This is a genomic window from Chryseobacterium sp. OV279, assembly GCF_900128945.1.
Taxonomy (GTDB): domain Bacteria; phylum Bacteroidota; class Bacteroidia; order Flavobacteriales; family Weeksellaceae; genus Chryseobacterium.
The window spans coordinates 962,842-984,056 of record NZ_FQUD01000001.1; the positions used below are offsets into that span (position 1 = coordinate 962,842).

22 protein-coding genes and 1 riboswitch are annotated in these 21,215 nt (G+C 38.1%); of the genes, 19 read left to right on the top strand and 3 right to left on the bottom strand.

Annotated elements, in window-relative coordinates; translation table 11 throughout:
- The first annotated feature begins 13 nt into the window (after positions 1-13).
- The 11 genes from BUA72_RS04355 (at position 14) to BUA72_RS04405 (ending at position 9,893) form a co-directional block, all read left to right on the top strand.
- Positions 14-916: an ABC transporter ATP-binding protein gene (locus BUA72_RS04355; RefSeq protein ID WP_072921932.1), complete on the top strand. Its 903-nt coding sequence runs from the start codon at positions 14-16 to the stop codon at positions 914-916.
- A gap of 7 nt (positions 917-923) precedes the next feature.
- The gene (locus tag BUA72_RS04360; RefSeq protein WP_072921933.1) at positions 924-3,125 is read left to right on the top strand and encodes a thioredoxin-like domain-containing protein; all 2,202 of its coding nucleotides are present in this window, start codon (positions 924-926) and stop codon (positions 3,123-3,125) included.
- 25 nt (positions 3,126-3,150) lie between these two features.
- Positions 3,151-3,480, top strand: coding sequence for a gliding motility protein GldC (gene gldC, locus BUA72_RS04365; RefSeq protein WP_034730514.1), 330 nt, complete (start codon positions 3,151-3,153; stop codon positions 3,478-3,480).
- 28 nt (positions 3,481-3,508) lie between these two features.
- A complete protein-coding gene (locus BUA72_RS04370) occupies positions 3,509-4,069 on the top strand; it encodes a hypothetical protein (protein WP_072921934.1) in 561 nt (186 codons plus the stop codon).
- Positions 4,070-4,080: 11 nt separating this feature from the next.
- Positions 4,081-5,223, top strand: coding sequence for a cystathionine gamma-synthase (locus tag BUA72_RS04375; protein WP_262484397.1), 1,143 nt, complete (start codon positions 4,081-4,083; stop codon positions 5,221-5,223).
- Between the two features lie 19 nt (positions 5,224-5,242).
- Entirely contained in the window at positions 5,243-5,725 is a 483-nt protein-coding gene (locus BUA72_RS04380; RefSeq protein WP_034730520.1) for a nuclear transport factor 2 family protein, read from the top strand.
- A 4-nt stretch (positions 5,726-5,729) separates the two neighbouring features.
- Entirely contained in the window at positions 5,730-6,182 is a 453-nt protein-coding gene (locus BUA72_RS04385) for a GNAT family N-acetyltransferase (RefSeq protein WP_072921936.1), read from the top strand.
- Between the two features lie 106 nt (positions 6,183-6,288).
- Positions 6,289-6,795 carry a DinB family protein gene (locus BUA72_RS04390; RefSeq protein ID WP_072921937.1) on the top strand — a complete coding sequence of 169 codons (507 nt, stop codon included), beginning with the start codon at positions 6,289-6,291 and terminating at the stop codon, positions 6,793-6,795.
- A 141-nt stretch (positions 6,796-6,936) separates the two neighbouring features.
- Positions 6,937-7,524, top strand: a complete 588-nt coding sequence (locus BUA72_RS04395; protein WP_072921938.1) for a hypothetical protein — start codon at positions 6,937-6,939, stop codon at positions 7,522-7,524.
- A 178-nt stretch (positions 7,525-7,702) separates the two neighbouring features.
- Positions 7,703-8,251, top strand: a complete 549-nt coding sequence (locus BUA72_RS04400; RefSeq protein ID WP_047449454.1) for an L-threonylcarbamoyladenylate synthase — start codon at positions 7,703-7,705, stop codon at positions 8,249-8,251.
- 220 nt (positions 8,252-8,471) lie between these two features.
- Positions 8,472-9,893 carry a CCA tRNA nucleotidyltransferase gene (locus BUA72_RS04405; protein ID WP_072921939.1) on the top strand — a complete coding sequence of 474 codons (1,422 nt, stop codon included), beginning with the start codon at positions 8,472-8,474 and terminating at the stop codon, positions 9,891-9,893.
- Between the two features lie 159 nt (positions 9,894-10,052).
- On the opposite strand, the gene BUA72_RS04410 is transcribed toward BUA72_RS04405, so the two are convergent.
- The 3 genes from BUA72_RS04410 to BUA72_RS04420 form a co-directional block, all read right to left on the bottom strand.
- Entirely contained in the window at positions 10,053-11,096 is a 1,044-nt protein-coding gene (locus tag BUA72_RS04410) for a YncE family protein (RefSeq protein ID WP_072921940.1), read from the bottom strand.
- 12 nt (positions 11,097-11,108) lie between these two features.
- Positions 11,109-12,950 carry a TonB-dependent receptor plug domain-containing protein gene (locus BUA72_RS04415; protein ID WP_072921941.1) on the bottom strand — a complete coding sequence of 614 codons (1,842 nt, stop codon included), beginning with the start codon at positions 12,948-12,950 and terminating at the stop codon, positions 11,109-11,111.
- A gap of 31 nt (positions 12,951-12,981) precedes the next feature.
- A riboswitch (cobalamin riboswitch) is annotated at positions 12,982-13,158 on the bottom strand.
- Positions 13,159-13,585: 427 nt separating this feature from the next.
- Positions 13,586-14,068, bottom strand: a complete 483-nt coding sequence (locus BUA72_RS04420; protein ID WP_034728716.1) for a cytidine deaminase — start codon at positions 14,066-14,068, stop codon at positions 13,586-13,588.
- A 100-nt stretch (positions 14,069-14,168) separates the two neighbouring features.
- On the opposite strand from BUA72_RS04420, the gene namA reads away from it, so the two are divergent.
- The 8 genes from namA (at position 14,169) to BUA72_RS24175 (ending at position 21,204) form a co-directional block, all read left to right on the top strand.
- Complete coding sequence (gene namA / locus BUA72_RS04425) at positions 14,169-15,221, top strand: NADPH dehydrogenase NamA (RefSeq protein ID WP_072921942.1); 1,053 nt, start codon at positions 14,169-14,171, stop codon at positions 15,219-15,221.
- A gap of 8 nt (positions 15,222-15,229) precedes the next feature.
- Positions 15,230-15,523 (top strand): DUF2752 domain-containing protein, encoded by a 294-nt coding sequence (locus BUA72_RS04430; RefSeq protein ID WP_072921943.1) that lies wholly within the window; start codon positions 15,230-15,232, stop codon positions 15,521-15,523.
- A 185-nt stretch (positions 15,524-15,708) separates the two neighbouring features.
- Positions 15,709-16,113, top strand: a complete 405-nt coding sequence (tssD, locus tag BUA72_RS04435; protein ID WP_034728721.1) for a type VI secretion system tube protein TssD — start codon at positions 15,709-15,711, stop codon at positions 16,111-16,113.
- A 158-nt stretch (positions 16,114-16,271) separates the two neighbouring features.
- Complete coding sequence (locus tag BUA72_RS04440; protein WP_072921944.1) at positions 16,272-18,203, top strand: type VI secretion system Vgr family protein; 1,932 nt, start codon at positions 16,272-16,274, stop codon at positions 18,201-18,203.
- A gap of 1 nt (position 18,204) precedes the next feature.
- On the top strand, positions 18,205-18,375 hold the full coding sequence (locus tag BUA72_RS24365) for a hypothetical protein (protein WP_156122705.1): 171 nt from the start codon (positions 18,205-18,207) through the stop codon (positions 18,373-18,375).
- A 64-nt stretch (positions 18,376-18,439) separates the two neighbouring features.
- A complete protein-coding gene (locus tag BUA72_RS04445; protein ID WP_228407836.1) occupies positions 18,440-19,414 on the top strand; it encodes a DUF2931 family protein in 975 nt (324 codons plus the stop codon).
- A gap of 64 nt (positions 19,415-19,478) precedes the next feature.
- Positions 19,479-20,900 carry a T6SS phospholipase effector Tle1-like catalytic domain-containing protein gene (locus BUA72_RS04450; protein ID WP_072921946.1) on the top strand — a complete coding sequence of 474 codons (1,422 nt, stop codon included), beginning with the start codon at positions 19,479-19,481 and terminating at the stop codon, positions 20,898-20,900.
- Between the two features lie 4 nt (positions 20,901-20,904).
- Positions 20,905-21,204 carry a hypothetical protein gene (locus BUA72_RS24175; protein ID WP_139259509.1) on the top strand — a complete coding sequence of 100 codons (300 nt, stop codon included), beginning with the start codon at positions 20,905-20,907 and terminating at the stop codon, positions 21,202-21,204.
- The last annotated feature ends 11 nt before the right edge of the window (positions 21,205-21,215 follow it).

The following is a 21,215-nucleotide window of genomic DNA, read 5'->3' on the forward strand; positions in this document are numbered from 1 at the left end:
GAAATACACATTTATGGGAAATATAATCCAGATACAAGACTTAAATTTTGAATTTTCCAGGAATAAGCCTGTCCTTAAAAATATAAATCTCTCCGTTCCGAAAGGAAGTATTTTCGGATTTCTGGGTGCCAATGGGGCCGGAAAATCTACCACGATGAAAATGCTGATCGGCAGTATTCCTGACGAAGCCGGAGCCATTAAAATATTTGATAAAAACTTAGCAGAACTTTATCCCGATGGATTCCATAAGATCGGGAGCCTTATAGATACTGCTGCATTCTATGACCATCTTTCAGGATGGGAAAATCTTCTTATAATTTCCAGACTCAGAAATTTGCCGGAATCCGAATGTGAAAGAGTTCTTCATCTTGTAGATCTTTGGGAAAGCAGACACATGAAGATGAAAAGATATTCTCTGGGAATGAAACAGCGACTTTCCATCGCGATGACTCTTCTGGGAAAACCTGAACTGCTGATTCTTGATGAACCGGTGAACGGTCTTGATCCGAACGGAATGCTGGAAATGCGTGAACTGCTGATCAAGCTTAATAGGGAAGAAGGCGTCACTATATTTATTTCGAGCCACCTGCTTCAGGAAATCGAAAAAATGATTACCCATCTGGCGATTATTTCTCATGGGGAAATCCGTTTTACAGGAAGCATAAAAGATCTGAACGAACTTTACAGATATGACCACATCAGAATTGGTCTGAACAATGCATCACAATTTATAGAGCAGATTCCGGAAAGTTATTCGCCTAAAATAATTGACTCGTCCACCATTGAAATTACAGCTGAGTCTAAGGAGAACATTGCTTCACTTATCAAAAAGCTGATCCTCATTGATGCTGAAATTTTCGAAATTAAAAACAGTGCAGGTCTGGAAGACTGGTTCATGGAAATAACTAAAAACTAAAACACAGATGAAAAAATTATTCACCGCCATCAATGTAGAATGGCTGAAAACTAAAGGTCTGGGACTGACTTACATTGCTATTGTTTTAGGAGCTTTGATTCCTCTGATAGGCTTTGTGCCCGGTTTTTTCAAATCACATATAGTAAAGGAAGGAGATCTTCCGTATTCCATTTTTGAAGATGCAATAGGAGGAGATGTTATTAAATCTTTTACCTTTTTCATTATGCTTCTGTTTGTCATTATTGCCGCCAACAGAATAGCTCAGACCGATCATAAAAATAATGGCTGGCAACTGATGGAAACGCAGCCGGTAAGCAGATTTGATCTTTATTTTTCCAAATATATTATTTTACTGCTGCTGAGTTTTATCTGTGTGGTTTCCTACTTCGGGTTTAATATTGTTTTAGTACTTGCGGATTACTATATCCATCCGGATCCGGCTAAACTATTGACTTTCGATGCGGTTTGGATGATCCAGACTTTTGTGAGGGTGGGTGTGACGATTTTAGGAATTGCGGCTTTACAGCTATGTGTTTCCGTGGTATTCCAGGGATTTATCTGGTCGTTCCTGATCGGTATGCTTGGGCTGGCTTCCAATATTACGTCGGTGGTACAAAAACAGTCTTATTTCTTCAACCCTTACAGCTCGCTATATGCTTTCTGGAAAGCGCCGGAAGTGAGAAATCTTAATCATTTTATTTCCTATTCAGAATACATGAGTCTTTTCTGGATGGTAGTCTTTCTTGCATTAGGATATTTCTGGTACAGTAAAAAAGGATTTAAAAATGCATTCTTAAAAAGTAAAAAGCAGATGATATTTTCAGCCGTCTCGCTGATCATTGCTGCAGGATTTCTTTATATGTTCCAAAAACCAAAATCCTATCAAAGTGACGGAGCCGGTGTTGTGATTAAAGGAAAACTGGAAACGGATCTTAAAATTGATTCTGTGCGAATCTATTCAAAGGATTTCCACAAAAAGATCGGAGCTGCGGCAGTTAAAAATAATATGTTCAATTGGGTGACCACAAAAACGCTTCCGTTAGATGAATATGTACTGGAAGTCGGCAATAAAAAACTGGATATTGTGATGGGCAGCGGCGATTGGTTTGATTTTGAGATTCAACTTAACGGAGCGAATATGGTATCTTATGTAAAATCCAACCGGAAGGCTGATCAGGTATATAAAAATACGGAAAACTCTTTTGGTTATGAATTTAGATATGCTCTTGAAAAGCAGAATTATAATAATGATCCACAGAAGTTTTATGAACTGGCAGAATCTGACTGGAAAGACAACAAAAGGATTTTAAATGTATTTGCCGATCCTGAAAACAATGCCCTTTCAGAAGATTATAAAACATACAGAAGACAGTTGATGGCCATCGAATACCTGAACGAGATCAATAATTACAGAAAAATGACCTCCTGGAACGATCCGAAATTTGCGGCTCCTGTGTCTTTTACGAAGGAACTTAATGAAAATATTCAGAAGCCGGGACCTCTTTTGAGCAAGAATGATAATTATCTTCAGTATAAATTGGACCAATTGCTTTCAGATAAAGACCAGGCTTCCAATTCGGACAGCATTCTGTTTGTAAAGATCGATCAGATGCCTAAAGGAATTTCCAAAGACCAGCTGATGGCTAAACACCTTGCAAAAGCCATTGAACTGCAGACAGACAGTCTGGCGAGAAATAAACTTTTTGCTGCTGAAATTGAAAAAGTAAACGATAAAGATTATAAAGGAATGCTGTATTCCAAGATTGATCAGATCAACAGATCTCAGAAAGGTTCCGTATTTCCGGATCTTGTGCTGCTGAATGATCAGGATAAAAAGAATCAGCTTTCAAAATATAAAGGAAAATATGTGGTAATTGATTTCTGGGCAACGTGGTGCGGGCCTTGTAAGCAGATCCGTCCTGTATTTGAGACCAGAAGTTATCAGTACAGATATTATGATAATATTCAGTTTATTTCAATAAGTCTGGATCAGGATAAATCCAAATGGCAGAATTATCTGAAGACCAAAAAATCCAATGTTCCCCAGTTCTGGCTAACGAATGCAGAGCAGTTTATGAACAAATACAGGATACAGTCTATTCCAAGATTTATCATTATAGATCCGGATGGGAAGATTTTTAATTTTAATACACCATTTCCTGATGAAGATAACTTCGTAGAAATTTTAGATAAGCTTAAGAAGTATTAACTTTGCGGAAAAATTTTAGATTGATATGAGAAAAACTCAGATTACAATAGATGTAGAGTTGGATGAGAACCACATTCCTGAAAGTATAACATGGAACGCTCAGGACGGCGGTGTGGAAAAAGAGGAAACGAAAGCGACGATGATCTCTGTTTGGGATGATAAAACAATGGAAGCTTTAAGAATCGATCTTTGGACCAAAGAAATGCCGGTAGATCAGATGAAGATGTTCATTCACCAGATTTTGGTATCTTTAGGGAATACGTACCAGAGAGCTACCGGAGAAGAGGATGTAGCAGAATGGCTTGAGCAGATAGCAGATGAATTTGCTATTAAATCAGCCATCAGGTCAGTATAGCAAAACTCCACACCAATCACAAAATTATATGAAAAAAGCACTTTTACTCATCAGTACAGCGGTATTGTTGGCCGCATGCAGTAAAAAAACTGAACTCAAAGAAACCCAAACACCGTATTCTGCTGCAACGGCGGAAAAACTTCCGGCTTCTGAAAATAAAGAAGTTTCCGGAACGGAGAAAGTTTCCGAAAACAGTGCTATGGACATTGCTTTATTCAAGGAAAAAGAAATTCCTGCTGCGATGTTAAAGGGAAGCCTTCATCCCCACGATATGGAAGGTGAATCTATCATGGAGCTTGTTCCCACAATGGATGATTTCATTAAAGGAAACGGCTCGGATATTGCTTATATAGATGATTCCCTGAAAAAAATAATTCTCAAAATCAACGGAAAATTTGAGGAACTGAAAGAAACAGGTAAGGATCAATATGAAAACAGTGAATATCTGGCTTCTTTTACCACAACTGTTCCCGATAAAGTTCCCGAAGATATTGAAGTTCTGGCTTATGCCTTTAACGGAAAGCTGGAAGTGAAAAGAAAATCCGATAACGTTTCAAAGAGCCTTGATTTTTTCATGGGAGGCTTATAAAAAATAAAAATATTATGAATTTTAATACAAAAGTAATTCACGGAGGGCAGCATCATGAGTCTGCAACAGGTTCTGTAAATGTTCCTGTATTTTTAACTTCTACATTCGCACAGAAAAGCCCGGGAGTGCATTCCGGATATGAATATTCAAGAGCTGCCAATCCTACAAGACAGGCATTGGAAGACTCTTTGGCAAGTATTGAGAATGGAGCAAGAGGTCTTGCTTTCGGTTCAGGACTGGCTGCCATCGACTGTGTTTTGAAATTACTGAATCCCGGTGATGAGGTAGTAGCGGTAGATGACCTTTACGGGGGAACTTACAGAATGTTTACAAGACTTTTTGAAAAATATCAGCTTAAATTTACGTTCGTGAATTTCGATGATGTTTCGAAAATTGCTGATGTAATTACAGATAAAACAAAACTGATCTGGGTAGAAACGCCTACCAATCCTCTGATGAAACTGGTAGACATCAAAGCGGTAGTGGAAATGGCAAAAGGAAAAGATATCCTGGTTGCTGTAGACAATACTTTCGCAACACCGTACATCCAGAGACCTATTGATCTGGGAGCAGACATCGTGATGCACTCGGCTACAAAATATTTGGGAGGACATTCAGATGTTATCGCCGGAGCCTTGATCGCAAAAGATGCTGAACTGGGAGAAAAACTTCATTTTATTCAGTTTGCGAGTGGTGGTATTTTAGGACCTCACGATTCTTATCTTGTTTTAAGAGGAATCAAAACATTAGCATTAAGAATGCAGCGTCACTCAGATAACGGACTTGCTGTAGCGAAATACCTTGAAACGCATCCTGCAGTGGATAAAGTTATTTACCCGGGATTGGAATCTCACCCTCAGTACGAATTAGCTAAATCTCAAATGAAAGAATCAGGAGGAATGGTTTCCTTCACTTTCAAATCCGGGAAAAAAGAAGATGCTGTAAAATTCCTTGAGAAAGTAAGAGTCTTCACTCTGGCTGAATCTTTAGGAGGCGTAGAATCTTTAGCCAATCACCCTGCATTGATGACACACGCTTCCATTCCTGCCGATAAACGTGAGGAACTTGGGATTACAGACGACTTAGTTCGTTTAAGCGTGGGTATCGAAGATGCAGAAGATCTTATCGCAGATCTTGAGAAAGCTTTTTCTTAACCCCTTAAAATAAAATATAATGAGAAAGATTCAATTTTTTTTGATCTTAAGTTTTGTCAGTCAGATTGTATACTCGCAGGTAAAAACTACCGATGAACTGTATAAAACGGCCAAAAAGCTGGACAGTTTGATATTTGATATAGGATTTAATAAATGTGATCTTTCTCATTATAAATCTATAGTCAGTAAAGACCTGGAGTTTTACCATGATAAAGGAGGAATCACTTCCGGTGAGCCCGCTTTTACAGCTTCCATTAAAAATAATATCTGTGGTAACCGAAATAAAGTAAAGCGTGATCTGGTGCCCAACAGCATGAAAGTCTATCCTTTGTACAACAATAATGTTCTATACGCTTTCATAGAAGAAGGAGAACATGATTTCTTCGAATTTTCAGATGGAAAATGGAACCAGGGAAGCCGGGCGAAATTTACTATTTTGTGGATTCAGGAAGATAAGCAATGGAAGATGAAAAGGGTATTGAGCTACGATCATCATTTATAACCATATGAAAAACACAAGAAAAGCAACCTTTGAAGATATCAGTCAGTTGGCCGAATTATTCGACCAATACAGGATTTTTTATCATAAAGAATCTGATATTCCGGCAGCTGAACATTTTCTCAGAGAAAGAATAGAGCACAAAGATTCTGAAATTTTTGTGGCAGAAGAAGATGGTACACTGACAGGCTTTGTCCAGTTGTATCCGATATTTTCATCCACAAGAATGCAGAGATACTGGCTATTGAACGACCTCTATGTCAATGAAAATTACAGAGGAAAAGGCTATTCCAAAGAACTGATCGAAGAAGCCAAAGACCTGAGCAGATCATCAAATGCTTGCGGAGTTCTATTGGAAACAGGAAAAAGTAACGATGTCGGAAACCAGCTATATCCCGCCTGCGGCTTTGAACTCTACGACTCTGTTAATTTCTATGAATGGACGAACAAGGAAAATTAAGAAGGTCAATCTTGAATGGTCAATTGTGAATTCCATTTGAAATATTACTCATTGATCATTACTGATTACTCATCACTCATCACTCATCACTTATAACTAAAAACCCATGTCTGATTTTCAAAAATACGTACAAAGATATCTGGATCAGATCCCTTCAGAGGACTGGATCGGAGAATTAAAAATATCGGGAGATAAAACCGTAGAAATATACGCAGCCCTTACAGAAGGACAGTCCCTTTTTGCCTATGCAGACGGAAAATGGACACTGAAAGAACTTTTACTCCACTTATCTGATACCGAAAGAATATTCCAATACAGAATTCTGGCCTTTGCTAGAGGAGATAAAGCTCAATTGCCGGGCTTTGATGAAGAAGAATATGCTGCGGCTTCTTTTGCGAATAACAGATCATTAGAATCCCTGTTGGAAGAGTATAAACTTGTAAGAAAGTCTTCACAAATCCTCATCGAAACCCTTGAACCCGGTGTTTTGAATAATACAGGTATCGCCAACGGCAATAAACTCGCTGTGGAAACAATCGGGAAACTGATTGTAGGACACAATTATCATCATTTAAGCATTATTAAAGAGAGGTATTTGCCAGGGGTGAAATAGGTGTGTAGAGCTAAGACGGTGGATATAGAGAATTTTTGTGCTTTAATGAATCGTAACGAAAGAAAAAATATTCAATAGGAACGGGCTTTAGCCCGTTTTTTCAATGATAGGAAGTCAAATAAGGCTTTAGCCGACTATACAATGAGAACATTAAAAAATTTAGACATCAATAAAAGTATTGAATCAAAAAAACTGGTTTTTGAAGGAAGCTGGAATGAAAGATTAGATACATTTTTGGTTAATTTTTTCTTTGTAGTATTTATATTTGAAATGATCGTTTGCTTTTCAGAATTAGAGTCGTTTTCAAAAAATAAATTAGAATATATTATCGTGACTGGTGTAATCGCATTTTCTTTATATGTTTTATACTGTAAATTCTCAGAGAAAAAATTAAAAAAAATAAAATTTAGTATTCATAAAGAAGAAGCCAAAAAGAGAATTATTGAATATGGGAAAAAATACAATTTCAGGATTTCCCAATGGTCCGGTAACCTCATACTACTTAATGAACCTACTGATGGTTTTCGTTTAAAGGTATATGAACGGACTACAATGGTATTTTTTAAAGACAACGAAATTTTATACACGTTAATACAAGAAGGAGCAAGAGCTAACTTTCCGGTTTTGTTTTCTCAGCATTTTGAAAAAAGAGAACTCACGAAAATCTTGAATCAAACAAAAATAAAGACTAAAAAAAGCTATTTCAGTGCATTCTTTAATGAATTGTAATGAACCAAAAAACATTCAATAGGAACGGGCTTTAGCCCGTTTTTTTATGGAAATCACACCAACACGGCTTTAGCCAAAACCTAAAAAAATTACCCAAACCAAACATTTAGCCCATATTTTTTGGCTGAACCTTTCCGTTTTTTTACCTTTATCCACGGGTTTTAATACCTTTTAAATTATGGAAAATATTGTTGAAATACTCAAATCCGGCGGAACGATTCTTTATCCTACAGATACGATCTGGGGTATAGGTTGTGATGCTACCAATATAGAAGCGGTCAATAAAATTTTTGACATCAAAAAAAGGGAGAAAAACAAATCAATGATCATTCTGGTAGAGTCTCAAAAGAGGCTTCAGGATTTGGTGGATGTTCCGGAAATGGCATGGGAAATCATTGACCTTAGCGAAAAACCAGTTACTATTGTATATGAAAATCCCCGCGGACTTCCGAAAGAATTACTTGCTGAAGACGGAAGCATTGGTATCAGACTGATAAAAACGGATTTCTGTAAAAAACTGATCACCAAACTAAACAGACCTTTGGTTTCTACTTCGGCCAATTTCAGTGGTGATAAAAGTCCGTTGAAGTTTTCGGATATTTCACCGGAAATGATTAAACTGGTAGATTATGCGGTAGAAGAAGACAGAGAGAAAGTTTCAAAATATTCAGGATCTTCGGTGATTAAGATATGGAGTGACAATAGAATTAAGGTTCTTCGTGAATAAAATTCTATAATAATTCCTTCATTTTAAAATCTTGTCAATGTATATCGGCAGGATTTCTTTTTTTTAATTTCTATCTTTGCATTCTTCAACTGGAAAATGGATAAACATGATGTGAAAGTCCTGTTTTTTTGATGATGAAGGAAAAATTAATACAATGTATGCCCATTATGATTAATGGAAAAGATACATTGACAGAAAAAAGACGATCTATTTATTAACGATGAAAATTAATCTTACCCAAAATAAAAACTTAAAACTATTCAAAATCATTGCTGATGCTGCGGAAAAAAATAACCAGTCCGTATACATCGTCGGTGGTTATGTCCGTGATCTTCTGATGAAAAGAACAGCATCCACGGATATTGATTTTGTGACAGAACAGAGCGGTATTGAGCTTGCCCAGACTGTAGCAAAAGATATTGATCCCAAGTTAAAAGTTTCTGTTTTCAAAACCTACGGAACGGCCATGATCAAATATAAAGATCTTGAGTTGGAATTTGTAGGTGCCAGAAAAGAAAGTTATACAGAGAACAGCCGCAAGCCCGAAGTAGAAGGCGGAACACTGGAAGATGATCAGAAGAGAAGAGATTTTACCATCAATGCAATGGCGATTTCTTTAAATAAGGCTAACTTCGGTGAGCTTATAGACCCTTTTAATGGGGTTGAAGATCTTGAAAAAGGTATTTTAAGAACACCTTTGGAGCCAGCCCAAACCTATTCTGATGATCCGTTGAGGATGATGAGAGCGGTTCGTTTTGCATCTACCTTGAATTTTGTGATTGAAGAGAAATCTCTGAACGCCATTAAACAGGAAGCAGAAAGGATTAATATCGTTTCTATGGAAAGAATCATGGTGGAATTCAACAAGATCATGATGTCCAAAAAACCATCTGTAGGCTTGGGATTAATGGAGGCAACAGGTCTTCTGAAACTGATCATTCCTGAGCTGATCGAGCTGAAAGGAGTAGAAGAAGTAGAAGGGCAGACTCACAAAGATAATTTCTACCACACATTGGAAGTCGTAGACAATATTTCTGAAAATACAGACAACCTCTGGCTGCGTTGGTCGGCATTGCTGCATGATGTGGGTAAAGCGCCAACCAAAAAATTCGTGGAAGGAACGGGATGGACTTTCCATGGTCATGAGTTTTTAGGCTCAAAAATGGTGAAAACCCTTTTCCACAGACTGAAACAGCCGCTGGGAAGCGATATGAAATATGTTCAGAAAATGGTAAAGCTTTCCTCACGTCCAATTGCCCTGATCACGGATGATGCTTCAGACTCTGCACTGAGAAGGCTTTTATTCGATGCCGGTGAAAATCTGGAAGATCTTTTTACACTTTGTAAAGCAGATATTACCACCAAAAATTCCAAAAAGCAGGAACGGTTCAAAAAGAATTTTGAATATGTTGCGGTGAAGATCAAGGAAGTGGAAGAGAAGGATCAGGTACGTAATTTCCAGCCACCCATTACCGGAGAAGAGATTATGCAGATGTTTAATCTTAAACCCGGAAAAGAAATAGGAATTCTGAAGGAGAAAGTGAAAGAAGCTATTCTGGAAGGTGAGATACTTAATGACAAGGAAGAAGCTGAAAAGTTTGTGATTGCTGAGGCGGAAAAGCTGGGATTGAAATACAATTAAATTAAAACTAAATAATTAAGCTTCGGCGGGACAAAGTCCCGCCGAAGCTTTTTTTATGCTACAAAACAAAATCAGGCCGCTTCGAAGAAGCGGCCTGATAAAAAACACAAATGATGAAAAAAAATAAAAATTTATAGATAATACCGAAGTATTAATATCTTAGTTTGCGTAAACTGAATTTGAACCTATACCTGCAGTGAATGATCTGATGATAGTTCCTGAAGTAGAATACACTACAATTTTGCTGGCTTGGGTAAATCCATTGGAATCCGAAGTGAAAATTTTGTCATTGATCACACTGAATCCATACAGAGCAGAGAAATTATCTACACTGTTTGCTACGGTAAACAGAGGAGATGTAGGCGCTGTAGTAGCAGTCATATCCATGGCATACACATTTTTCCCTGAAGAGAAATAAAATTTACCATTCGAAATTTCAAGGTTTGTTCCATTGGCAATACCTGTCAAAGTCGTAGTTTTTGTAATGTTACCTGTACTTGAGATCTGATAGATATAAGAATCTGTAGTTCCAGCGGCAATAGCATACACATTTTGATTGTTGGAAATAATTTTATTGATGTTTCCGTTCGGTAATGTGATCGTAGACTGTATATCGTTGGTAGAAGTATTGATGTAAGTGATTTTATTTCCAAAACCGAATGAAGCATTCTGTACGAAAATATTATTTCCCGCTTCCACGATTCTCTCAGCAGCATCCGTGAAAGTAATCTTTTTGATGAAAGAAAAGTCTGAAGCTTTATAAATACTTACAAATTTATCCCCTAGATATTTATCATTCGTTACATAGATGTTGTTGTTCGCAAAAGCCATGTAGCGGGGAACATTAAGTTCTGCTTTAATTTCACCTGCAGCTTTAAAATTAAAACGGTTTACGATTTGGATTCTGTTGGAGTTATTCAATAGCAGATAAGCGTTTTCACCTTTGAAAGCAATCATCTGTAAAACATCACCCAATTTAGCCCCACCATTATTAAGTGAGAAAATATTGTCCTGTTTAAGATTTAAGTCTGCACTTACAAAAGTTACGTCTCCTTCAGGTTTTCCGAAAGTACCTTCATTAGCGATTAAAAAACCATTGCCATAGAATACTTCCTGCTCATCATTATTATCATTGCTACAAGACACGATGCCTAAAAGAAGCGTAAAAGCAAAAAGAAAATGTAGAAGTTTGTTCAGTTTCATAATATTTTAAGTTTAAAAATTGATTGTTGCGTAAACACTGTAATTCCTCTTCGGCATCGGATAGAGAGATACCGTCTGATAAACCTCGTTGGTAAGATTGTTCACTTTAAATCCTACAGTGTATTTTTTGAAGACTGTTGCAGAGATTCCTGTATTTAAAGTAAAATAAGGATCAATAGCTGTGGATCTTTGTTCGTTGCTACTGGTATAGGTAAGACCGTTGAATAGCCCCTGAGCATACAGCTTAAGGAAAGAATATCCATACTCTATATTCCCGACAGCTTTGTGAGTCGGAACATACATCATCTGCATCTGAGTCTCTTTATTAATAGATTTGGTGTAAGTATAGCCCGCATCCAGTTTCAAAGAATGTTTTCCAAACGTTTTGTTCCAGGTAATCTGTGATTCCAGACCATAAGATTGAACTCTGTACGTATTTACTGGTGCCCAATATCCAAAGGATGTCGGAAGCCAGCTAATGAGATTTTTGATGTCCATGTAGTAAGGACTTAATGTAATTTTAAAATCTCCCATACTGAACTCATGGTTCATATCAATATTGGTGGAAGTTTCTGGAAGTAAATCCAGATTCCCTCCCGGCTGCCAGTACAGATCATTAAATGACGGAAATCTAAAGTTTCTGGAAAAATTGATCCCGGCGTGATACCATGGTGTAGCATTCCATTTTCCTGAAAAAGAATACAGAAGAGGAGAAGAAATATCTTCTACAAAATCTTTCTTAATTCCTGCTTCAAAACGAAGATCTTTAGTCGCGAAATATCTGATCAATCCAGCTAAAGAACCTACATTTCTGCTGATGCTTCCGATTCCGGATTTATAGCCTTCGCCTTTATTGACCTGAAATTCTCCGATAGCATTGATATTAATCTTTGGCGTGATGAAATAATTGAAATCATTTTTAAAGATGTAATTCTTTCCCTCTGCGCCACTTGCTTTAGGCTGATTAATATCTGAAAAATACTGGAAATTATCTTCTGTGTAGGCTACTTTTAAGCTGTTAGACAGCGTGCTTTTTTGGACATCCCATGCAATCAGACTTCTCAGAGTTTGTGCATTATATTTTGTTCTATTTCCATTATCCTCAAAAATAGGATAGTGCTGTGAAGCATCAAAGATCTGATTTTGCCACGAAATAGTCTGATGGTCAGCAATTTTATAAGAAACCCCAAAATTGACTGAAGTATTGTAATACCTTCCGTTGATATTATCAAACGGGGTTGTTCCTACAACAAATTCAGGGACTTTATAATCATTTTTACTCGTTAAATAACTTCCGGAAACCTTTACACTTAACTTTTCATTGCTGAAAGAAGCCTGTGCAAAATTATTATAGGTATCAAAAGAAGCCACTTCCGAGAAAACAGAACCTTTAAAACCTCTATTAAAATCTAAAACATTGTTTAAATGAATACTTCCACCTATCGCTCCGCTTCCGTAAACAACACTTCCTCCGCCAGCTTTGACGTCGATCTGATCATATCCGAACAGTGGAATATTATTGACATCTCCCTGTCCTAAAAAACTGGAATTGATGTTGATTCCGTTCCATACAAAAGCAGTCTGCTGTGCAGTGGTTCCACGAAAAGATGGCGAAGAAACAGCACCACGTCCGTTTTCTTTAATATAAATAGAAGATTGATAACGTAAAAGTTCAGAAAGATTGGTTGAGTTTTTCTCGATGTCTTTTTGAGTAATGGTACGAACCGGATGAAACAGTTTCACCTTGCTCATCTGGCTGTCGAAAATATAAATAGTGTCAAGGGCCTTCTCCTGTCCGAAAAGAAAGCTGCCGTAAGACGAACAAAGAAGTAATAAAGATCTTTTTATATCCATACTATTTTACTTTTCCTCCGAAAGTAATGTGTTTTTTAGTTAGTATTTTGGCAGGTCTCCTGACTTTCGCTTTCTGCACCTTCCCGTATGAACAGTGGTTTTTTGCAGAAACTCTTATTGCGATTTACAGTTGCGGGGACAGCTTGGGCGTTTCACCCAATTCCCTATTATTTCCAATACGCTGGAAACCAAAATTTTTGCAAAGATAACCTTTTAAATCTATTGCACAAAAAGGCAGAAAAGTGAATGTTGAATGGTGAATTTTGCTTCGTAAAGAAATTTTTTAAATATATAAATGATCACTAATGAACACAGTGCTGCGAAATTGAAAAAAAACTAAAAGTGAATAGTGAATGGTGAATGGTCAATTTTGCTTCGCAAGTGAATCGTCAATGATAGCCATAACTATACAGCATTAAAATTCACGATTGATTTGCGCAGCAAAATTCACCATTGACCTCAGGTTTCAAAAGAAATACCAGAATGTAAAAAGTAAATCATGGTTGGTAAGGACACAGCATTAAAATTCACGATTGACTTGCGCAGCAAAATTCACCATTGACAAAAATCCAGGCTTTCATATTCAAAATCTAGATTCTTGTCTCTTGGTTCTTGGTTCTTGACTCTTGATTCCTCTACAAAAACGTAGAATCAAAATAAAACGGCAGCAGATCCTTGATGGAATGCACTTTCACCACTTCATCATTCATGCTTGAAAAATAAAGATCGATGTCTTCATTCTGCTTGGTTTCGTATTCTATTAAGCTTTGTCGGCAGGCTCCGCAAGGTGGAATCGGTGGGTTTTTCTCATGAAATTCCTTTGGACCGCCTACCACGAAGATCTTCTTCACTTTCATATCCGGAAAGTTGGCGGCTACCCAGAAAAGAGTCGTTCTTTCTGCGCACAATCCTGATGGATAGGCTGCATTCTCTTGATTATTTCCGGAGTAAATCTCACCGTTTTCAAGTAAAACGGCACATCCTACCAGGAAGTTGGAATAAGGCGCATAGGCATTTTCACGGGCCTGGATTGCTCTTTTAAAAAGAGTTTTTTCTATATCGTTCAGTTCACTGCTATTTTTAAAGTGCTCGTAACTGATCTGTATGTCTTTTTTCATATATTAGTCAGGCTAAAAAGGGGGGCTAAATTTACTTCTTTTTCATCAGGTGGACAATGTTTTTTTTATCCATCATTAAATTGAAATTCAAAAAAATCAAATGCTATATACACCAATACAATTCAGAAATATAGAGCTAAAAAACAGATGGGTAATGTCTCCCATGTGTATGTACTCATGTGAAAATGGCCTGGCTAATGATTTCCATTTTGTGCATTATGGAAGCAGATCTCAGGGCGGAACAGGATTAATTATGGTTGAGGCCACCGGAGTAGAACCGCGCGGAAGAATTACCAATCACTGTATGGGAATCTGGAATGATCAGCAGGCAGCAGAACTCGGAAAAATCGTTGATTTTGTTCACACAAGGTCAGAAAGTAAGATAGGAATACAGCTTGCTCATGCCGGAAGAAAAGGTTCCACCTGGAACAATCTGCAGATCCCGCTTGAGGAAGGTTGGGAGACCATTGCACCGAGTGCTATTCCATATCACCCTTCCGAAAGAATTCCACACGTTCTTACCGTTGAAGAAATTAAAGAGCAGATTGCAAATTTTAAAGAAGCAGCCAAAAGAGCCGTAAAAGCAGGCTTTGATCTTATAGAAATTCATGGAGCTCACGGGTATCTGGTTCATCAGTTTTTATCACCGCTTTCCAACATCCGGACAGATGAATATGGAGGAAGTTTTGAAAACAGGATCCGTTTTCTTTTGGAAATTGTAGACGCTGTGAATGAAGAACTGAATGATAATGTCGCTCTTTTTGTAAGGATTTCCGGCACCGAATATGCTGACAACGGATGGAATATTAATGATAGTGTTGAACTGGCTAAGATTTTAAAAGAACATTCCGTAGATCTTGTAGATGTTTCAAGCGGAGGAAATATTCACGGAGCCAAAATACCTGTTTTTAATGGCTATCAGGTTCCTTTTTCATCTCAGGTAAGAAACGAAGCCGGTGTAAAAACCGGAGCCGTAGGATTGATCACCCAAGTGCAGCAAGCTGAAGAAATTCTTGAGAAAGGAGAGGCAGACTTGATTTTTATAGCCAGAGAGATTCTGAGAAACCCTTATATTGCTGTGCAGGGATCATTTGAGATGAAAGAAGACTGCTTCTTCCCACATCAGTATACCAGAGCAAAAATTTCATCATAGCATTCCGGATGGATATTGAAGACTTTATGCTAACCTGTCCCAGCAAGAAATTTCTGGGAATAGAATGTCTGGGATGCGGTGCCCAGAGAGCTATTGTGCTTGTATTTGAAGGCAAGTTTTCAGAAGCTTTTCATCTGTATCCGGCCGTTTATACATTACTCTTGTTTCTGTTTACATTAGGCCTGAGTTTTGCAGATAAAAAAAGGAAGTACGGAAATATTCTGATGATCATGGTGGGTGTCAATCTTGTTATTATGATCGTATCGTACTATTACAAACATTTTTATCTGCATGCCCACTGATAAATGAAAGATCAAAATGGGACAATATTTTTTGATAGGCAATGAAGAGGTCTGAAAAAAAGTCGTAGAATTACTACAAAATATAAATCTCTTCCCTAAAAACTTTTTAAATTAGAGCATGAACTCTATCTTTGTTAGACTAGTTTTATGAAAAGTATAATCGTAAATGATTAAAATATAAGAATATGGCAGGAAATTCAAGAGGAATCTTAAAATTCAATGGAGGTGAAGGACAAAAGTTGTTAAAGCTTAATTACAGCGTATCAAGATCTACTGATGTTTCAGGACGTGTAGCGTCTGACCCGTCAAATGCTTTGATCAAAGTAACTGTAGAAGCAACTGAAAAATCTGATATTCTGGAAAGCTTACTGAATGGGAAATACAAGCCTACAAACGGTGAAATTACATTCAATAAATCTCATGAAGAAGGAACATTGATTACCCTGAAATGGGAAAACGGATACGTCATTCAACATGAAATGGATTTTGATGCCGTAGACAGCAATAGTATGCTGGTAAGCTTTGTCATAAGTGCAGAAACTATTTCTTACGGAAATTCACTTTACGAAGGATTCTGGCCGTTAAGCTAGGTCCCGAGTAGTAAAAAATATAAAGAGACTGTCCCTCAAGACGGTCTTTTTTTACCTGTTGTGAACGCTATTTTCTGGCCAGGAATCTTTGTTTATTTTCAAAAATTCCCGTTTGGATGAATAATATACACATTTTAACACAAATCACTTTATAAAATATGTCTACTACACCAGAACAACCAAAGGGTGCAGCTTTTCGCCCGGCACAGAATGCAGATGGGGTATCCGAGAATCATCATACCGGCATCAACCGTCTGGTAAAGCTTTCCTTAGTCATAGAAGGAAAAATTATCAAATTTTATAAGCATTTTAAACTGAAGCAGAGTACCCAGCGTCACCACGAATTTACGCTGACTCTGGCGCACGATACTTTGGGAGACCGCCAGACCCACTCACTGGAAGATGCCAATAAATTTCTAGGAAAACGTCTTACGGCAGTTATTTCCTATAAAGATATAGAGAACAGCCCGGAACGAACCTTTGTGGGAATCATCACCGGAGTGGCATTCAGCCAGGAAAAAATGAGTCTTGGAAACATTGTGCTTACCGGATGCAGTCCTACTATTCTGCTGGACGGAGCCGCCCATATTCAGAGTTTTGGAGGAAACCAGCCTGTCAATATGGGAATCATTGCCGAAGAAGTGATCAAACAGGGAATCGATAGGGGACGTTTTGATATCAGAATCGATGCCAATAATTTTTCCCAGATCATCTACAGCAGCCAATACGACGAAACCCACTACAATTATCTGGCAAGAATGGCCGAAGCATATGGCGAACAGTTTTTTTATGATGGTGAAGTCCTGCATTTCGGGAAACTTCCGCCTCAGAACAAACCTATCACCCTGACCTACGGAAGCAGTGCGAACGATATCAAGGTTGAACTGAAAGCAGTACACACCAAACCCCAATATTACGGATACAACAGCAACAAGCATGAAAAACTTACTTCAGGCTCTACACCGATCCAGCATGTAAGTGATATAGCAAAAACAGCTTACGATCACAATAACAGCATTTACAAAACTCCTGCGCTTCAGATAGCGCCTATCAAAGCATCCACTCATCTTGATGTGGAATATTCACAGAAAAGTGCTTCAGGAAGTGAGGCGGTCAATGTTTTCTCTATTTCAGGGAATACTACGGTTCCATTCCTTCATCCGGGATGTGTGGCCGATGTTCAGATGCGTAAACAGGATTCCAATGAGACATCTTATTTTACAAGAATTATGATCACGGAAGCTGAACATGAAATTGATACAATAGGTCATTACAAAGGAAGCTTTGCAGGAATAGCAGCAGATACAGGATTTCTTCCAAGACCGGAATACAAGATTCCTAAAGCTGAACCACAAACAGCCATCGTTATTTCCAATACGGATCCGGAAGGACAGGGAAGAATACAGGTGCAGTTTGACTGGCAGACCAGCGATACCACCCATTTTATCAGAATGATGAGCCCTGATGCGGGAGGAACAGATCAGATATCGCAGAACAGGGGTTATGTAGCCATTCCCGAAGTGGGAGATCAGGTGATGGTGAATTTTGTTCACAGCCATCCCGACAGACCTTTCGTTATGGGAGGAATGTTTCATGGAGGAATCGCTTTAGGAGGCGGGATTAATAATCACCTGAAATCTATCCAGACACGAAGCGGAATCAGAATTCTGATGAATGACGAAGAAGGTAGCGTAAAGATCATGGATCCCAGCGGAAATATCTATTTTATGGATGGTGCAGGCAATATCAGCATGAAAGCTCCTAAAAACTTTACACTGAATGCAGGAGATAATATCAATATCACCGCCGGAAAAGAAATTTCGATCAGTGCGGGAGAAGGCATCAACAGTTCAGCCAATAACAGCATTATTTCAACCGCCGGAAAAGATATCGTACAGACTGCTACAGGTGACATCCGTGAATCTTCGGATACGAGAACGGAGATGGTAGAAAAAGAATTCAAAAGACAGTCTGAGACGTCCAATGAGATAGCCGGAGAAATATCTATGTTCAGCGAGCTTGAAAATATGACGATGCAGAGTGGCAAGATTGTAGAATTCAACAGTGCTGAAAAATCAAAACTTTTCTGATATGGCGATCATCAAAACAGCTAAAAATATACAGATCAAGGTCAATGACACGTACCATCTGAATGTAGGCAAGAAGGTTGAAAAAATTGCGCAGAAGATCAATGTGGAAGCACAGAAGAACAACCTTGTTTTGGCAAGCAATAAGAAAATAATGTCTCATGGGAACAAGTAAATTAAGAATTCTGATTCTTTTTATTGCAGGTAGTTTCTCACTCATCAATTGTCAAAATAAAAAAATGGAACAAAAATACAGCTGGCTAGGCACCGTTTCGGCACCCATGGAATATCCTATGGAAGTTTATAAAGGAGGCATCATTGCAGATGATTTCACCTACAGCTTTGATGCCATCTGGGGAACCCAAAATACAGGCTGGGGAAATGAAGGCGGAACCATGAGCGTAGAAACCCGCCAGATGGATATTCCCAATAAGCTGGAATTTACCTGGTATTCTCTGGTGGAAAATACATTTTATACCGGAAAATGGGACCTGGATAAAGAGAAGATCAAAGGACTTTTTGAAAAAGGATTTATCGATCAGGATAATGGTAAACAAACGACCTACACCAATTTTATTGTTGGACTTGCTCCAAAAGGAAAAGTCGTTCTTTGGATCAACGGTCCGGGAAACCAGAAAGAAGTCGGTGTTTTTCAGGCGCATGATACCATTATTACTCAGGAAAAAGCATACGATAACGCCAAATATATGCTGAAAGAAGGCTTTGCAGAAAGAATGCTTAAAGACCCTTCCTATGAAACATTTAAACCTGAAACCAGAGCTAAAATAGAAAAAGAAGGCTATCCCGCTCCGGATATCTATAAAGCGTACAGAGAAAAATTTAACTGGAAACCCACAGTAATCCTGCCGGAAGGAAGTGAATGGATCGATTTCGGATTTAATAACTATAATGGGGAGCAGGAAAATCTTTTCGGAGAAAGTCTGAAAAGTGATACCTATAAAAATCGTGCAGTTCCGAAATTCTGCGGTTTTTACTGGAGAGATAAAAATAAAAACAGATACGCCGTATGGGTGGATGCTTTTGATGAAAGAGAAATCTTCGAACTCTTCCATCAGCTTGGAAAAGAAAAAAATATAGATCTTATCATCAAAGTGAATGTGGATAATACAGGCGCGAGTTTATCATTAAAGAACGAAAAGGAAGAACTGCCAATCAAAAATTCGAAGGTCAGATTTTCCCGTAAAATAGAGTAAGAAGCAACAGTGAAAAGAATTTCTGTACCTGTTAAAATCTGTCAATAAAAATTAAAATAAAACCATGCACAATAATAAATTTGGAGATTATACACCGGAAATATCCAAAGAGGAAGTGTTAGATATTACTCTTGGGGTGTTTTTTGACGGAACTTTGAACAACAAGACCAATACCATCGAAAGAAGGGATAAAACGGCCGACTACAAGAAAAACGGAGGGAAACCCAGTGACAACAACAGTTATAATAACGACTGGAGTAATGTAGCGCGTTTATGGGATAATTACGATAAAAATTTCGGAATTTATATAGAAGGAATCGGAACGGAAGATAAGGAGGAAGATTCTATGCTTGGATATGCCTTCGGAACAGGAGATACCGGAATCCGCGGAAAAGTCCGAAAAGGCTGCGAAGAGATCGTGAAAAAAGTAAAGAATATTAAAAGCTCGAAAAAAGCCGATAAGATTGCCGTACTTACTTTTGATGTTTTCGGTTTCAGCCGTGGTGCTGCTGCTGCCCGGAATTTCGTACATGAAATAGGAAAATCAAAATATAAAGCTAAAACCACAACTGTTTCTTATGAAGGCGTGACCGTTACTTCCCATTCGGACAGTGACGGAACCGGAGTAGAAGGCGAGGATCTTCCAAAATGGGGGCATCTGGGTCTGAAACTGCAGGAAGCCGGAATTGAAGTAGGTATACTGAAGGTGAGATTTTTGGGGATTTACGACACGGTTTCGTCCTATTCCAAGAACTTTTCTCCAAAGCCAAATTTCCACAATGATGTGGCAGAACTGGGGCTGGATGATATCGGAAGAGCACAAACGATTATCCATTTTGTCGCTGAAAATGAACACAGAGAAAACTTTGACCTTACCAATGTAAGCATAGGAACAGAAAAAATATTCCCCGGTGTACACTGTGATGTAGGCGGAGCTTATGAAGAGGGACCTGAAGTCTGGGAAGAAGTGGAAACCTCATGGACCACCAGTACAAAATTAAAAACATTAAGACAGCAACTAATCAATGATTCCTGGTATACGGAAGAAGAGCTTACCATTACCCCAGGATTTTATCTGTCGTTAAGAGGAGAACGTAAACTTCTGAAAAAAACTTACAGCTATATTCCCTTACATTTTATGGCGGAGTACGGCGTTGAAAAAACAGTTCCGCTCAAAATAAAAAAACTTACCGATGAAACGTATTCCATTTCAGGGGATCAGTTGCTTTTAAGAGTGAAAGACCGTTTGAGACCTTATGCCATGGCAGATGGAAAGCAATATGTCTTTAAAAGATATAAAGAGGTTGAGACCGCTTATGGTGGAGCTTCTATACCGGAACAGAAATATGCCGACTATCAGAAAGAAATGAAAGAGCAGGATGATCTGAGAACCCTCAGAAATAAATACCTGCACTGGTCTGCAAGAAGAGAAGGTATAGGAATGGATCCTACCTCAGATAGAGAAAGGGTAATTCATAAAGCGTAGTTATATGAATAAACATCTGGCAGTACGAGTAGGAATTTTATTATTGGGATTTGTCCTGATCTATGTCTATGATCACTGGGATTCATGGTTTCATCCGGTACAGTCCATAGGAGGAAACAGCGGAATGTCTCTTCCGATGGATCTGGTTTTAAATCTCTGCTGGATTGTTTTATGGTGTTTATGGCTTTTAATAGAGATTATAGCGGGCTTTTTTACCAAAAATAATAAGAACAGAAGTACAAATTTAATATTGATCGCATCGGGTATTGTGCTGCTGATCATTTATATATTGAGTATTAAGTAAGAAAAACTGAC